Below are 16,836 nucleotides of genomic sequence, written 5' to 3'. Positions count from 1 at the left end.
AGACGATCGAAGGATATGACAATCTGTTAGGATTGACAATTTGTAATCGGAAGTCCCGGAGAATCGGTTTTTCCGGGCTAAGGTACGTCTTGTGCTTGAATTTGAAAAAATAAATCAGCAATCGGTTCATTGATAGAGCAATGCCGAAAAATAGCCTTTTGTTCTAGCGAAAATAATTCATCGTAATTCATATCCGATGGAGCAAAAGGAGGGAAAAACGGTGTTACGATAGGGCTATAAGGAGGTAAGAATGCCCATTCACGACTACTTACAACCCTATTTGCGACTGCTTATAATGCCCAATGGCACTACTGGCGTTGCTTAACGCGACCGTATGTGTAGGCTTTTGTCGCCTAATGTGTATCGAAAACGGTCTTTTTCATTGGAAAAGCACTGTTTATTGTTATCTCCCCTCCTTTATCTTGTGATTCCTGTGGAAATGAGATGTTATGGAAAAGCTCTAATACTACTCAAAAAGACAGAAAAGCCTCTTTGTGGATGACTTTATGGAAATGAGAATTTTGCTTGATCAACAGCTAGAAAAGGCGTTTAGAAGTGAATAACTAATCACTTCTAAAGCCGTTAGTTATTCACTGGGTATACTCGTTAGTTATTCACTCGACAAGCCGCAAGTTATTCACTTCAGAAGGCAAAAGTAGGAGATTTTACCTTTCATCCCCCGGATACTTCCGTTGGTCACAATAATTTGATTGGATATTCCTGCTGATGTAATTTTGATATAAAAACGACATGAGCAGGAATCTTTTTATAATAGTTCTATTGATAATTACCCCTTTTTGTGGTTGGGGACAGGTCGATACGATAGCGGACCAGAAGTTACAGGAGGTGGTGATCATGGCTAAGCTCCCTACGGTAGAGATGAAACCGGGGAAGATGACTTATAGGCTGGATGCCTCTATCACCCAAAGCCAAGGGAATGTCTACGACGTGTTGACCAGTTTGCCGGGAGTCGTGATACAAAATGATGGCACTATTTTCTTGAATGGTCAAAACGGGGCGAATATCTTGATGGATGGTAAGCCTACCTATTTATCGGGGCAAGATCTTGTCAATCTCTTAAAATCGACTCCTGCCTCCATTACGGATAAAATCGATTTGATTACGCATCCCTCGGCACGTTACGACGCTAGCGGAAACTCCGGTATTATCGATATACGTACGAAGAAGATATTGCGAAGGGGAATGAACCTTTCGGTAAATGGTAGTTATGACCAAGGTAAATATGGGGAAGGTTTCGCTTCTACTACCTTGAATCTGCGGACGAATAAGTTCAACTTCTATCTCTCTTATTCCTATTCCCGGAAGAATGATTACGATGATTTGTATGTGGAGAGAAGCTATCTGGAAGGTTGGCGGCCGGAAGGGGAGACCGGGCAGATGACGCAATCTTCCTATCGAACTTGGAAGAATACATCAAACTATTATCGTTTCGGGATCGATTATCAAATGTCGGATAAGACTACGATCGGGTTTTCTACGGATGGTAATCTGGCAGGTAACAAGGTTGAGGGAGATATGAACTCATCCATTCCTAAGCGATCTCCACAAACCGGAGGTTCGCTTCGCACCTTGAACGACCAGAGTCGTTCGCAGGATAATTTTACGGCTGTTTTAAGTTTAACACATACCTTTAACTCCGATGGCGGGGTCTTGGATGCCTCTATGGACTACTTGCGTTATCGATACGAGGAAGATCAATATTTGAATAGCCAAGATACCTTGTTTGGGGATATGGATGGAGGAATCCATTTATACTCCGGACAAGCGAATCTGGTGTGGCCTTTCTCGAAATCTTTCACGTTCCATGCGGGCGCCAAGACCTCTTTCGTCTCTATTGATAATAACGCTGATTATAATCGGTTACAAGGTGATTCTTGGCAACCGGACCATGACTTGAGTTGTGATTTTCAGTATGACGAGAATATAAACGCAGGCTATGTACAGCTTGACGCCAAATTCTCTTCGGTAAGTCTGGAGGCAGGTCTTCGTCTGGAGAATACCCGTATAGAGGGCGAACAGTCGGGTAACGCTTATCAAAGAGACTCCTCCTTTACCAATCATTATACACATTTATTCCCTACGCTTTCTGTTCAGTATGCCTTGAGGAATGGGAATAGTCTGTCGCTAACTTATGGCAAACGGATTGTCCGTCCGAATTACCGGGACCTGAATCCGTTTGTATATATCCACGATGAGTATACGTATGATAAAGGTAACACCTTATTACGCCCGGAATTATCCGATAATCTGGAACTGGCCTATATACATGGCGATTTATTCCGGGTGGGGCTTGCTTTCAATTATACGAAGGATGTAATTATCAAGAGCTATTTGGATCAAGGGAACTATGTTGTTTATGTCTCACCGGAAAATCTCTCTTCCCGCGTCAGCGTAGGTCCCCAGCTCAGTACCTCCCAGTTACCGCTAACCTCATTTTGGAACGTGAACGTCAGCGCATCCTTGATCTATAACCGGTATCGTTTACCGGAGAATTATCAAGTAAAGGTGAATAAGAGATGGACACCGAATATCGGGATCTCGAATCAGTTTAACTTTGCCCGGACTTGGAGCGCTGAACTTATCGGTTTCTATAATGGGAAAATGGCGGCGGGACAAGCTACGATCTATCCGTTATGGCAAATAAATGCCGGTATCCAGAAGAAGATATGGAAAGGCCGGGGAACGATACAGTTATTCGCACGGGATATTTTCCATTCGAATGTATCGAGAATGAGCGTGATGACCCCTACCCAGCACGCTTTTATAAAAGAGCGGATGGACCGGACGGTAGTCGGTATTTCATTGACCTATCGTATAAATCGTGGTTTGGAGGTGAAAGAATCTCGCCGGAAGCATAGCGTAGATGAAAGTAAAAGAATAAATTTGTGAAACCTCTAGACAAATGGTTTATGAAAAAGATATATAAGTGGATATATGCCTTGATTTTTGCGGTCTCTTTGTATTCTTGTATCCGCTGGGTAACGGATTATACGAAAGAAGGACACTACTGGACACAGTCCTTGGGGAATAGTATCCTAGAGATCGTGATTCTAATCTTTGTCTCTTATTTGTTTTTTATTTACTTTGGAAGCCAGATCGAGAAGAGCCGAAGAGCGAAAGAACCGAATAGGTGGAAATTTGTTTGGAGATCGTATGGAATGCCTTTCTTATTTATTATATTGGGTGTGAATGCTACGTTGGCAATAACCCGTATATTTATCGGTGATACTTTCCATATGGACGATATAATAATTGCGAACGTGATAGGGAGCTTGTTTGCGTTTATGGTCTATAATGTTCAGCGAGCTCAAGTATTGGATAAAGATTACGCCGAGCAGCGTATCCAACTCGAAAAGATCAAGAATGATCAATTACAGACGGAATTGAAGTTCTTGAAATCCCAATATCATCCTCACTTCTTGTTTAATGCGCTCAATACCGTTTATTTCCAGATTGATGAAAGTAACAAGGCGCCTCGTCGCACGTTAGAGATGATATCCGAACTCTTGCGTTACCAACTGTATGGCGGTAATCAGAAGGTCAGTATCCTACAAGAAATTGATTATTTGAAAACTTATATAGCTTTGCGTAAGCTTCGTATGAGTGAACGCCTGCGGTTGCGTGTAGAGTTTCCGCCCGAATTGAATGAACTGAATATTTATCCGTTACTCTTCCTCCCGTTGGTAGAGAACGCTTTTAAATACGTAGGTGGCGATTATCAATTGGATATTATCATGAAATGGGAAAATAACCGGATCAGTTTGTTTATACGAAACTCCATCCCCGAGCTTTCAGCGGAGGACGAAGCGTTGCGTAAATCGGTGGATGAACGGCAACGTAAAGGCATCGGTCTGGTAAATTTACGCCGCCGATTATCTTTATTGTATCCCAGTAAGCACCGTTTGGAAACCCGGAAAGAAGAGACTGAGTTCGTAGCGGAATTAATGATTGAAATAGAAGAAATATGACAATAACCTGCGTGATAACAGATGATGAGCCGATGGCCCGTAAAGGATTGCAATCGTATGTGGAGCGAGTGGATTTTCTCTCCTTGACCGGTGTATGTGAGGACGCTATCCAATTAAATACCCTGTTGAAAACTCAGCAGCCGGATTTACTTTTGTTAGATATCGAGATGCCTTATCTTTCCGGTTTGGATTTATTGGCGACCTTAAACCAGCCTCCCAAAGTGATCGTTACTTCCGCTTATGAGCAATATGCCTTGAAAGGGTATGAGCTGGATGTCGTGGATTATTTGCTGAAGCCTATTTCCTTTGAGCGTTTCTTAAAAGGCGTGAATAAGGTGCACGACCTGTTGGCTCGGGAGAATACGCCGGATGCGGATGCCTCGTTTTTCGTGAAAAGCGAGAAGCAAATGCGTAAGATTTACCTAAGAGATATCTTATTTGTAGAGGCGTTGGAAAATTATGTTAGTATCTATACTACTTCCGGTAGAGTATTGACCCATTCAACCTTGAAGCGGATCGGGGAATCCCTACCCGATGATCAATTTCTCCAAACGCATAAATCGTATATAATTAATGCGGATCGTGTCGATCTGGTAGAAGGGAATAGATTACGTATCGAATCCTATCAAATCCCGATCGCCCGTAATCTCAGAGATATTGTATTTAAGCGTATCCTTAAGAATACGTTGTAATTATATGACTGTAGCTAGGTCATAGAGACGCGGCACATGCCGCGTCTCTACAACTGGGGTATTTTGTTATTTGAATAACATTGGGGCGAATTTTGTGAGGTAGATGCGCCAGTTTTTCCAGATATGGCCGCCGTCGCTCTCGTAGTATTCGTATTTGTAGCCGCTATCGTCTAGTTTCTTGCGATAGTCTATGTTGTTCTTGTATAAGAAGTCGGTTTTACCGATGGCGATCCAGTATAATTTCGGGTGCTTGCCGAATTGTACTTTCAGCTTCTCATCCATATTCTGGTAGATGGGAGATTCGGAGCCTTCGCGGGGGAGGATAGCGGCAGAGAATAATCCCACGTAATCGAACATATCCGGATATTGCTTAGATATATGCAAAGAATGGAAACCACCCATGGAAAGTCCGGCTATCGCACGGCTGGATTTCTTTTTTTCCACACGGTAATTGCTCTCGATAAACTTAATGACATCCGGGAAGCTGCTTTCCATGCTACCCTCCATGGTTTTAGGTAGTTGCATATTCGGCTTAACTAAACCTAGGCTGGATTCTCCCGGAGCGGCCTCTTGATCCGCATTTCCGTTTGTCATAACCACGATCATCGGTTTTGCCTTACCTTGGGCGATCAAATTGTCTAAGATCTGGGCCGTACGTCCTAAGGCGATCCAAGCTTCCTCGTCGCCACCCATGCCATGTAAGAGGTAGAATACCGGATATTTTTTGCCACTTGTCTCATAGCCAGCCGGCGTATAAACGGTAATACGGCGGGTCTTTCCCAATGTCGGGCTCTCATACCAACGGCGAGCGACCGTTCCGTGAGGAACATCATTAACGCTGTATAAATCGCCCTGTCCACCCTTGATGATAAAGATATTCGTAACGGATGCCACGTCACGGTTCAGATAGACATTATTAGGATCTGTAGTCTTTAATCCATCGACAATAAAGGAATAGCTATATAATTCGGAGGGAAGAGGTTCCGGTGTGGTATATTCCCAAACGCCTTCTTTACCTTCCTTTAAATCAACGGTACCGGGTACATCCACTAAACCGAACTGAGTCTCCATCTTCTGTGTGGGAAGGAAATCTCCTGTTACCTGCACCTTGATTGCTTTGGGTGCCATGAACCGGAAGGTTACGGTGTTATCCGGATGAATCTCCGGAGAGATGATGTTCTGACTACCCCAAAGGGCTTGTTGGGCGAACGTGATCACGCTGATCAGCATGAATACGGCCAAGATTGATAATCTTTTCATAATGATAAATTTATTAATGGTATTACTGAGGTCTAAAGATTTTTACAAATGTAATGAATAATCTGTTACATGAGCAATAAATAGGCTCGATAATGTGTGTCTTTCGTGACGGGGCATAATGAGAGGTAGCCTTCTTGAATCCTTCCATTCGCAAAGCGAAGTGGATAAGTCTCAGACATGAGGCGGTGTTTCTCGAGAGCTTCTCCGGCTTCCTTCTCGTAAGAAACCCGGTAATCGCCAACAGCCCTAGGCACTACATAATGCTGGAATAGACGTAAAGCGACCATTCCCATCGTGTACCGCATATTGATCTCAATGCAGGGATGAATAGCGAAAGATCCGTCCTTTTGTCTATAGACCAGCATATCCACACCTATACAGCCCGCGTAAGTAGATCCGTACACTTCTTGTAATACAGAGCGTACCGCCTCTTGGATGCGGGAATAGGTTTCTTCGCCCGTGAATCGGGTGATGCGAGAGAGCATGGTGGATTGTTCCTCTAGGATGTTGCCTGTATAGGAGCCTCGCTCCTCGGTATTGAAAACGGATAATCCCTCGTAACGGACAGTACCTTGCCCGTCGGAATAAAATTCCATGGCGAAATCCTGTACTTTGTCTAATCCGCTTTCGATACTGATCATTCCTTGTTTGTTGAATACGCCCTCTATCCAGTTTTTCGTTTTTGTATCCGGTTTTCGTTTCTCTACCCATAGCAATCCCCGTCCGGAAGAGGAATAGGGTGTTTTTAATACGAAGGGAGCGTTGCATAAGATCATGTATCTCTCCACCTCCCGGATTTTCGTGCAGAAACGAGGCGCTACCGGAATAGGGAGATCGGGTAGGAGGGCCTGTATCTTTTCCAGACATTCCGCCGCCGTTTGCCTACCGGTAAGGCGAAAATAATCCTCTTTCCAAGTCGGGACGGATAGCCGGACTTTTGCCTTGTCCCTCAACTGCTCGAATAAATGAAGACTATGCGGGGAAAGTCCCCACGGGGCTGCGTCCATAGGAGAGAGGTAGGGAGCGTTTTTCATCAGCATCGCTTTTGTTACAGGTATAGGAGCCGGGTGTAGGTCTTTGGGTAAATGGGCGAAAAACGGAGGGGTTGCCTTACTATCTTCCAGATAGACAAAATCATCCTCTTCCGCATACCAAACCGGCAGCAGCGCCAAGTCTTTTTGCATTTTACGGACATTTGTCGGTGCCGTGTAGTTCTGTGTCCCTAAAAGTACGGCCGTCTCGTGGCCGGGATTGAAATAATGTATCCGTGACATAAAAGCGTAAAAACAACAAAGCCGTCTTTTTAAAGGACGGCTTTGCTCGGGTTTATGAGATTGTTATTCCAGATTCTCGTCGATGGCATCGATCTTCTTGACTGTTAAAGCCATATCCTCTTTCAGTTTTTCGATCTTGCGTTCCATTTCTTTCAGTAAACCGCCGCCGCCCTTGGAGGAAATGCTTAGGAAGCCGATGTTGTTCTCGTAAGTCTGAAGCTCGTTCTTCATGCGCTCGTACATACGCATCAACTTATCACGCTCGCTGAACAAACGGCCTTTACCTCTTTCGCCGCTGGTCATCTCGTTTAGGTTGTTGCGGAACGACTGCATCTTGCGATCGTTCTGGTCTACCTTCAAGCGATCGAATTGTTGGTCAACCGCCTCGTGATATTCCTTGTAGATCTTATCTTTCTCCTTGAACGGTACGAAACCGATCGTGTTCCATTCCGCCATATAAGACTTCAAGGTCGTGATAGCCTCATCATGTCCAAGGCTCTCGTCCATGCCCTTAATCTTAGCGATCAACTCTTTCTTAGCGGCCAAGTTGGTCTGCTCTATGCTCTTTTGGGAAACAACGTTCTTATTCTTTTGCTCGAAGAAATAATCACAAGCCGAGATAAAACGTTTCCAGATAGCGTCGGAATGCTTACGGGCTACCGGTCCGATCGTCTTCCATTCTTTCTGCAAAGCGATCATCTTATCCGTCGTATCCTTCCAGTCCGTACTATCCTTCAAAGCCTCGGCTTTCTCGCATAACGCACGTTTAGCGTCGAGGTTTTTCTCCATATCGCTCTTGATCGCCTTGTAGAACTCGCTCTTCTTCTCGAAGTAGACATCGCAAGCGGCACGGAAACGTTCGAATATCTTTACGTTATATTTTTTCGGAGCAAAACCAATCGTCTTCCATTTCTCTTGCAAGCCGATTACCTCCTTATTCTTTTCTTCCCAATCCTTAAACGATTTCAACGCGCTGAAATCAATCGCCTCGATTTGTTCGCAAATCACGGTCTTCGCATCCAGATTCTCCTGCTCTTTCGCTTTTAGTTTCTCGAAGTGCTCTTGGTGACGCTTATTGATCACGGTTGAGGCAGCTTTGAAGCGAGCCCATAAGTCCTCACGTAACTCTTTCGCTACCGGCCCGATCTCACGCCATTGCTGGTGCAGCTTCTGAAGCTGGTGGAAAGCGGAGATAACATCCGGCTCGTTACCTAGTTTTTCTACGGTTTCGCACAAGGCGGTCTTCAATTCCAGATTCTTCTTGAAGTCGTAATCACGGAACTGATTGTTTATCTTGATAATATCATAGAATTTCTCGGTGTAGATCTGATAGTTCTTCCAAAGCTCGTTCACGTGCTCTTGGGGAACGGCCTTCACCTCTTTCCATCTTTGTTGGATGTCCTTGAAAGAGTTGTATAATTTATTGAAATCATCTTGGCTTTCGCAAAGCTCTTTCAACTGGTCGATCAACTGCAATTTCAAAGCGTAGTTAGCGGCCTTTACACGCTCTTCCTCGGCGAGGATAGCGGCTCTTTTCTCTTTATAAGAGGTGAGCAAATCCTTGATCTTGTTCTCGGTTTCGTCAGCGGGGGCTGTAAAATCCTTTTCTTCGCCACCATCAGCGATGAATACTTTCTTAAGCTCTTCCACCTCGTTACGACGGATCTTGTAGTAAGCCTGTTTCAAAGCCTCTACTTCTCCACGGGAAGTCTCTACGGAAGTCTCAACAAGTTCGGTTAACTTAGCGAGAATTTCTTCTTTGGTTAATTTACCTGCGGCAATAGCAGCGTCCGCCTCCGCTGTATCGTTGGCTTCAACGTCTGCGGTAGCATCGATTTCCGGCGTCTCAACCGGTTTTTTAGTTTCTTCCAATTTCCCGGCTTCTTCCGGCAAATTAGTCTCAAGAGTGTCCTTCATATACAATCGCTTTTAAGAAAAGGATAAATACATTCCTATATCAAGTCACAAATTAAACTAAATATTTTTGGATTACAGCATTTCGGGGAAATTATTTATCTAAAAAGTCATTTTGGATACTAATAGATGTTAAGGTTGGCCGATTTCTCCTGATTCCGGTTGTAGAGACGGGGCATGCCCCGTCTCCCACCATCTACTCATACTATTTAATCTTATTTATCCCAAGAAGGAAATCAACACGCCGGCAGCTACCGCTGAGCCGATCACCCCCGAGATATTACTAGCCATGCAATATTGCAAGACATGGTTCTTCGGATCATATTGCAACGCGATCTCATTCGCCACACGAGAGGCCATGGGTACAGCACTTAAACCCGTGGCTCCGATAAGCGGATTGATTTTCTTCTTGGTGAACAAATTGAAAATCTTAACGAAGAAGATACCTCCGGCGATAGACAAGGCGAATGCCAAGAAACCGCCGATTACGATACCGATTGTTGTCAGGTTCAAGAACGCCTCTGATGTCATGGTAGCTCCGACAGATAATCCAAGGAAGATCGTTGCAGCGTTCATGATGCTGTTGGAAGCGGCATCGAACAGACGGAACGTATTGGTTCCGATCTCTTTTACAAGATTACCGAACATCAACATACCGATCAAAGGAACGGAGCTGGGAACAAACAAGGCGACTACGGTAGTTACCACGATCGGGAATATGATCTTCAATACACGCAAGTTCTTGATCTCCGTGTCGGAAGGAAATTTCTTCTCTTGCTCTTTCATGTTGATCCGTAACTCATCCTTCGTACACAATAGTTTAACTACCAAAGGAATGATAACTGGAACTAAAGCCATGTAAGAATAAGCCGCGATAGCGATCGGGCCTAATAAATGAGGCGCCAACTTAATGGTCGTGAAGATAGCCGTCGGGCCATCGGCACCTCCGATGATTCCAAGAGATCCGGCTTCTTTCGGTGTGAATCCCATTAAGATCGCTACCAAAAGTACCGTGAAGATTCCCAATTGGGCCGCGGCGCCGAAAATGGATAGGCGAAGGTTGCGGAGCATTGGGCCGAAGTCGGTCAACGCACCGACACCCATGAAGATAATCGGCGGCAAGAAGCCCGTCTTGATCAACATATAATAGATGAAGTTCATCAAGCCAAGCTCGTGTGCGATATCATGCAGCGGCATTTCCCAGATGTTTCTCATCACGCCGTGTACATTAATCAACCCATTCTCATCCGCTTGAATCACTCCCATATCGCCTCCGGGGAAATTGGCGAGCAATACGCCGAACGCGATAGGCACGAGCAATAGCGGCTCGTATTGTTTCTTGATACCGAGGTAGAGCAATACGAACGCTATGGCATACATGATCAAGAACTGCGGTTCAGCAATGATATTGCTGAACGCAGTCATCTCATATAAGTTTTGAAATATCTCGTTCATTATTGAATCGTCATTAATACATCATCCTCAGATACGGCATCACCGGAAGACAGGCAGATCGCCGTGATCGTTCCCCCGAACTCGGCACGTACGGCATTGTATGTTTTCATGGCCTCCACGTAGCAAAGGACATCACCTTCTTTCACTACGTCGCCTACCTTCACCGGTGTATCGGAAGCGTTCTTTATAAGGAAGAATTTACCTTCCAGCGGAGAAAGCACCTCTTTTCCAGCGCCTGCGGGAGCATTTGTTGTCTCCGGGGCTGTCGGGGCGGGAGCCGCTGTCGGTTTAACTTCCGGAGTCGCGCTGTTGGTATCACCAAAAGCGACGGTCACACGGTAAGCTTGCCCGTTTACATCTACGGTCATGACTTGCGGAGTAGTCGGCATCGTTAATGCAGCGGCAGGTGCCGGAGCCGGTGCGGCTGGAGTGGCGGGTACCGTCGGTTTACCGGCGTTCGCTTTCTCTGCCTTACGTTTTGCCACGTCTGCCTTAAACTCGACCTTGGCCTTTCCGGAGCGATATGCCTCGTATTGAGCGGGGTGCATGGCGTATTCGAAGAGTTCTTCCTCATCCTCGCCAACTTCCCATTGCTTCTCGTTCATCAACTTGCGATACTTATCCAACGCGTCCGGATAATTGTCTTGAGGATTGCCCTCGAAGAACTGGCGGCCTTCGGCCTTCGCCTTCTCGACGATCTCGGGAGCCAACGGGCCCGGAAGACGTCCGGCCTTTCCGAGGATCATATCCCAAATATCGTCGGCGATCATGCTCCAGCGGGCTTTCCCCTTCTCCATCTGCATGACGTTCATCAAAGCTAGGTTCTTCACGTATTGGCTGAATGGAGTTACCAATGGAGGATAACCGACACGTGGCCATACGTAAGCTACCTCGTCGAACAACTTGATCAATAACTGGTCTTGAGACATCAGCGGTTTGTTGTTCTTTATATTGCTCTTGTTGATCGTCTCTAGGTTCTTCTCAAGGTCTGCCATCAAGCTACCCATCATACCGCCCGGAAGTCCCGGTCCGATTAGCAAGGAATTCATCAACCGGTTCTTCGGGCTGATATACAATCCCAAGAAATCATCCATGAATTCTTGAACCAAGGCACGAACCTTCATATAAGCCTCCATATTGATCTCGGGCACCTTATAACCGGCGTCCTTCAACATCGCCTGTACGGTCAGCAAGTCCGCATGTCCTGTACCCCAAGAAAGCGGCTCCATACCTACGTCGATATAGTCGCAACCCGCGTTACAAACCTCCATGATGGAAGCTACGTTAAAGCCGGGACCGGCATGGCTATGATATTGGATCGGGATCTCTGGATATTTTTCCTTGATATTGGCTACGATACGGCCTAATGTGTACGGACGTCCGATACCGGCCATATCCTTGATACAAATCTCATCTGCTCCGAGCTCGATCAACTCGAATGCCATCTTGGTATAATACTCAACCGTATGTACCGGAGAATGCGTGATACACAAGGAGCATTGTGAGATCATACCGGCCTCTTTCGCGTATTTAATAGATGGGGCGATATTCCGTACGTCGTTCAAACCGCAGAACGTGCGGGCGATATCCGTTCCCTGCGCTTTCTTTACCTTATAAAATAGCTGACGTACATCGTCGGGTACCGGGCTCATGCGAAGGCCGTTCAACGCGCGGTCCAACATATGCGTCTGGATACCTGCCGCATGGAAAGGTTTTGTCCATTCACGGACCGCTTTATTAGGATTCTCTCCGAATAATAAGTTGACTTGTTCAAATCCTCCGCCATTCGTTTCCACCCGGGCGAAACAGCCCATCTCGATAATTGCCGGAGCGACTCTGGTTAGTTGGTCTACGGTCGGGACATACTTTCCGGCAGATTGCCACATGTCTCTGAAGACCAAACTGAATTTGATTTCTCTTTTCATGATATTAATATGTATTATTTATACTTTCTCAATTTTGATAACTTTCCCCTGTCCACGGGTCACGGCGCTGATTGCCGATACGATGGCGGCTGTCTCCTGTCCGGAAAGACTGCCGATTGCGGTGGTTTGCGTTGGAGTGGCCGTTTGTACCCGAACGGCTGCCGCTACTGGTTTCTTCGCTATGATCTCTTCCGGTGCGTATTTATTCACCAAGACGATAAGTCCTTTTCCCAGATTGATAACGATCAAAAGGATAGCAAATACGGTGGTCATTCCAACTACCATTAACAAAAGTCCTGTCTCTATATTCTCCATATTCTATATTTGTGGCTAGCTTAAAAGGTTTCTACAAAGGATTGAGCAACTTTCAGCCAAATTAAAAACAATCGCAAAATTATAAAATACTGGAAAACGATCTGTTACATTTTAATTAAAAAAATGAAAATAAATAAGCGAAACGGCCTTTTCGGTGAATGATTGTCAGCTTGAAAAAACATGTACGTGTTTTCCAAAAAACATGTACGACTTTTTCCAAAAACACGTACGTGTTTTTTCCGGCGCTTGTACGGCTGAAAATTCAAATATATTACCGTAACTTTGCGGTGGAATTCTAATAATGTAGAACTATAATAATTAAGGAATAAGACCATGGGAAATTTCTTTACATCTTTATTCTCTTCTTCCAAACCGGCCGAGGCGACGGAGGATAAGGCGAAGAACGAGCAGAAGAACTTTGATATCTTGAAATACGACGGCGTACGTGCCCAGAAGATGGGAAAACTTGTTTATGCGATCAAATGCTTTACGGAGGCACTGAATATACAGGAGGATTTTGAGACGATGAGCTATCTCGTTTCCGCTTATACGATGGCGAACGATCTAGGGAAAGCCGAGGATGTGTTGAACCGGATGGTTGAGATGGAGCCGGATCATATCGCTACCCGCTTGACTCGCGTTAACTTATTGTTTATGTTGGATAAGGATGCGGAGGTCATAACCGATTGTTTGCACGTGATCGAGCTAGAGCCTTCTAATCATGTCGCTTATTTCATGATGGCAAAAGCGAAGAAAGCGACGAATGACGTATTTGGCGCTATCGCCGACCTGACGAGATCGATCTCCTTGAAGGAGGATTTCGCCGATTCTTATTTATTGCGTGCGGAGATTCTTTTAGGACTGGGACAAGCTAAAGAGGCGCTGCCCGATGTGGAGAAAGCGATCGAGATCGTGCCGGAGGAGGAAAGTTCTTATTTATTGAGAGGACGTATTCATATGGCTTTAGGGGATATCGAGGCCGCGAATTCTGATTTCCAGCAGGTCCTAGATCTAAATCCGTTTAATGAGGACGCTTGTATCTTATCTGGTCAGTTACTGATCGAGCAAAAGAAATATGACGAGGCGATCGCTTTCTTCGACGAGGCGATCGAGACGAATCCGTCTTTTGCCAAGGCTTATAGTGAGCGTGGGCGAGCCAAGAATCTGAAAGGTGATAAGACCGGTGCGTTCGAGGACTTGAAGAAATCTTTGGAACTGAATCCAGAAAGCGAGGAGGCCCAGAAGATGAACGGACAGCATTCGAATTTCGATGATATGTATAAAGGGGGAATCTTTTGATTCCCCCTTTTTAAGTTTGCGCTAACAGTCCGCTATCTCTTCGGGAGAGAGCCCTGTGCAATTCGCTATGATCTCGATGGGAAGCCCTTGCTTTTTCAAGTTGGCGGCAATTTGACGTTTCTCTAGGTTCTGTCCTTCCGCGATACCCTCCGCTCTACCTTCCGCTTTACCCTCCGCGATGCCTTCTGCTCTGCCTTCCGCTCGTCCATCCGCATGCCCTTCTATCCATCCGGTCTCGATGACGCTCCTTTGATATCGAAGGGCTTCCATGTGGGCGTAGTATTGGCCCTTCTCGGAAGGGCTGAGTTTATCGATCCGTAACTTCTCCCGTGCTTCCGGCAATCCTTTGGCGGTGGCATGTTCATCTATTTCTCCTGTTTTTAGGAAATAGATCCATTCGTCGAGGGGTGTTTTCGCCAGTTCGTCAAACTCGTTGACACGTAATACGTAATATTCAGGAAAAATATCGCCGGCTTCTTGTTTGACGAATTGTTCCCGTTGGCGGGTGGATAGTTTCAATATATCGTCAAAATGAATACCTTTGAATTGGGTCTTCCCGTGATATACGTAATCTTTTCCCTGCCCAAGATCGAAATAGATAATGTTTACGGAGTAGATTTTCTTGATAGTACCGTATTTCTCTCCCTCATGAATATACTCGGTGACTGCCTTGGATGTGCCATATAGCATACGGTGAAAATAATCTAGCTCCCGGTTGTTTTGTACCTCGATGATTACCAGCTCGCCTTTACTGTTTTCTGCCAATACGTCTACGCGGTTGAACTTGTCCTCGCTATCCTCTTTGTTACCTTCGCTTTCTAGGATGCGGACAATAATCACGTTTTCCCCGAGAAGGGTGGATAAAAGACCTTCGAGGACTACAAAATTGGACTTTTGGCGAAGTAAACGTTTGATCGCCCAATCGAAACGTACTAACGATGATTTATTTTTCATAGTTATCTTGTTTATTTGTTTATACTTCCACAAAGATAATGAATTAAACGATTATCTTTGTTCCTATTCATAAAAAAGCAACCATGACCTATAATGTTTCTCTGGCAGCATGGGTATCTCTATCGAAATGATAGGATTCTCTATCGTTTATTTCAACAAACCTTAAATTGCTAGTTTTACCCCTTAAAGTTGAAAGTTCCGCCTATTCCATTCATTAATGTATCCATTTAATTTTGTCAGTGTAAAAAAATCCGCTAGCCTGTCCTTGGGAACTTCGTTCCGATAGGACGAAGGTCTAGGCAGGCTTGAGTAAAGAAGACATACAAGACTGAATCAACTCTTTACCTTGTTGAGAATAGGTAAAGATAATTTTCATAAGTTCTTCTCCAAAGTGGATTGATTTGCATAAGAGACTATAATATAAGGATTTAATATTAGGATAGGTTATATAGTCCTATCGGAACTAAAACGATCCTTATATTCTAGACAATAAGGAATAAGTTAAACGAATAAAATATAGGGGTATGAAAATAAGGATAATAATCTCAAGTATTTGCTTGATGCTACTAGCGATCTCTTGCTCGATGGGGGATGAGGTGCTGGATGAGGTAGGCAAAGTTGTTACAGAGGAAGAATCGAGGATGGATATATATGCGGAATTCGACTTGGCTTTAACAGGTGGCACTCTACAAACTAAATCAGTAGGTACAGAAGCTCCGGATAATAATAAAACAACAGAAGGAGTTATCAATAGCTGTTATATAGCGGCATTCTTAGGGGGTGAAGATGCGTTAACAAACGGAAGTGAAATAATAGCCTCTGCTTTCTATAATACCTATCAAGGAGGTGATGCGATAGGCTCTGCACCTACGAAAGATAATCCTAATATTTATGCGTTGGGAAACCATATGATTATTAAGATTCCTGTAAGAAACGCGGATGCGACAGATAAACCTAAAGTGACGTTTGTGGCGGTCGCTAATATATTATCGGCCGATGCAAAAAAAGATCTGGATGGATTTGTGGCAAACTGCAAGACTTACGGTGATATATTGGGACGAAGAATTACTAAGACAGATCCTAATATCTTCGTGAAGTTCGGTTCAGCAACTATATCTGATTATAAAGTGCGGGAGAAGGTATTGGATGAATGTGTTGAGGGAGAGAATTGTACCAAGGTTGAAATACCGGTATATCAACTTACGTCGGCTATTCAGTTGGAGGAGTTTAAGGTAAATAAGAAGGTACAAACTGGAACAGATTCGAAAGGGGAACCTGTTTTCAAGGAAGAGACGGTACCCGATGCTAACGTTGTAAGCGTTTCATTATTAAACGCCGTTACTAGCACATATGTTAAAAAGGCTGATCCTAATGTGATTCTGAGATCTTCTCCTGTAGGTCCGCTTTCTGTAGGTGATGATAATCCTTTTCATCCGGATTATAATGATTCGAGTGTATCCCCAAAACCAACGTATGAGAATATTAGCGATATTCGTTTTTATACATATGCGAATGAAAGCAATGACGTGAATAAACAAACGGCATTGAAAGTCGTATATACGGTGAATGGAGTGGAATCTACAAGTACATTTAAGATAAAGACGGACGGCGCAGCCTGCGTACAGCCGGGGAATATATATAAACTGTATGTGACCATTACGAATGGCACGGCAGAAGGAACCTGCACGGTAAACGACTTTATATCGAATACGGTAACAGGAACTTGGGAAGAAGTAATAAAATAAACGGGTAAAATTAA

General features: G+C 44.6%; 12 protein-coding genes. 5 read left to right on the top strand and 7 right to left on the bottom strand.

The window, feature by feature from the left end; translation table 11 throughout:
* The first annotated feature begins 750 nt into the window (after positions 1-750).
* Genes DW033_RS12720 through DW033_RS12710 form a run of 3 tightly spaced genes read left to right on the top strand, consistent with a single transcriptional unit; the run spans position 751 to position 4,681 of the window.
* Complete coding sequence (locus DW033_RS12720) at positions 751-2,910, top strand: outer membrane beta-barrel protein (protein ID WP_122382803.1); 2,160 nt, start codon at positions 751-753, stop codon at positions 2,908-2,910.
* A 20-nt stretch (positions 2,911-2,930) separates the two neighbouring features.
* A complete protein-coding gene (locus tag DW033_RS12715) occupies positions 2,931-3,989 on the top strand; it encodes a sensor histidine kinase (RefSeq protein ID WP_057319263.1) in 1,059 nt (352 codons plus the stop codon).
* Positions 3,986-4,681 (top strand): LytTR family DNA-binding domain-containing protein, encoded by a 696-nt coding sequence (locus tag DW033_RS12710; protein ID WP_005860996.1) that lies wholly within the window; start codon positions 3,986-3,988, stop codon positions 4,679-4,681. The genes DW033_RS12715 and DW033_RS12710 overlap by 4 nt, the downstream gene beginning before the upstream one ends.
* A 66-nt stretch (positions 4,682-4,747) precedes the next feature.
* On the opposite strand, the gene DW033_RS12705 is transcribed toward DW033_RS12710, so the two are convergent.
* From DW033_RS12705 to DW033_RS12680, 6 genes are all read right to left on the bottom strand, one after another.
* Positions 4,748-5,941, bottom strand: coding sequence for an esterase (locus DW033_RS12705; RefSeq protein ID WP_121962144.1), 1,194 nt, complete (start codon positions 5,939-5,941; stop codon positions 4,748-4,750).
* A 65-nt stretch (positions 5,942-6,006) separates the two neighbouring features.
* Positions 6,007-7,215, bottom strand: a complete 1,209-nt coding sequence (locus tag DW033_RS12700; protein ID WP_122382802.1) for a hypothetical protein — start codon at positions 7,213-7,215, stop codon at positions 6,007-6,009.
* A gap of 63 nt (positions 7,216-7,278) precedes the next feature.
* Positions 7,279-9,132 (bottom strand): DUF349 domain-containing protein, encoded by a 1,854-nt coding sequence (locus tag DW033_RS12695; RefSeq protein ID WP_122382801.1) that lies wholly within the window; start codon positions 9,130-9,132, stop codon positions 7,279-7,281.
* A gap of 216 nt (positions 9,133-9,348) precedes the next feature.
* The gene (locus DW033_RS12690) at positions 9,349-10,584 is read right to left on the bottom strand and encodes a sodium ion-translocating decarboxylase subunit beta (RefSeq protein ID WP_048927881.1); all 1,236 of its coding nucleotides are present in this window, start codon (positions 10,582-10,584) and stop codon (positions 9,349-9,351) included.
* Complete coding sequence (locus DW033_RS12685; RefSeq protein WP_005861011.1) at positions 10,584-12,509, bottom strand: biotin/lipoyl-containing protein; 1,926 nt, start codon at positions 12,507-12,509, stop codon at positions 10,584-10,586. The genes DW033_RS12690 and DW033_RS12685 overlap by 1 nt, the downstream gene beginning before the upstream one ends.
* An 18-nt stretch (positions 12,510-12,527) precedes the next feature.
* Positions 12,528-12,824, bottom strand: coding sequence for an OadG family protein (locus DW033_RS12680; RefSeq protein WP_008773957.1), 297 nt, complete (start codon positions 12,822-12,824; stop codon positions 12,528-12,530).
* A gap of 333 nt (positions 12,825-13,157) precedes the next feature.
* Between DW033_RS12680 and DW033_RS12675 the strand changes: the two genes are divergently transcribed.
* On the top strand, positions 13,158-14,123 hold the full coding sequence (locus tag DW033_RS12675; RefSeq protein WP_122382800.1) for a tetratricopeptide repeat protein: 966 nt from the start codon (positions 13,158-13,160) through the stop codon (positions 14,121-14,123).
* A 21-nt stretch (positions 14,124-14,144) separates the two neighbouring features.
* Here the strand turns inward: DW033_RS12675 and DW033_RS12670 are convergent, their stop codons facing one another.
* Positions 14,145-15,077 carry an Rpn family recombination-promoting nuclease/putative transposase gene (locus DW033_RS12670; protein ID WP_044546112.1) on the bottom strand — a complete coding sequence of 311 codons (933 nt, stop codon included), beginning with the start codon at positions 15,075-15,077 and terminating at the stop codon, positions 14,145-14,147.
* A gap of 524 nt (positions 15,078-15,601) precedes the next feature.
* On the opposite strand from DW033_RS12670, the gene DW033_RS12665 reads away from it, so the two are divergent.
* Positions 15,602-16,822: a hypothetical protein gene (locus DW033_RS12665; RefSeq protein ID WP_147378375.1), complete on the top strand. Its 1,221-nt coding sequence runs from the start codon at positions 15,602-15,604 to the stop codon at positions 16,820-16,822.
* Positions 16,823-16,836 lie beyond the last annotated feature (14 nt).

The sequence above is a fragment of the Parabacteroides sp. AF39-10AC genome (genome assembly GCF_003635405.1).
In the GTDB taxonomy this organism is placed as follows: Bacteria; Bacteroidota; Bacteroidia; order Bacteroidales; family Tannerellaceae; genus Parabacteroides; species Parabacteroides distasonis.
This window is presented reverse-complemented; position numbering and strand designations above follow the sequence as displayed.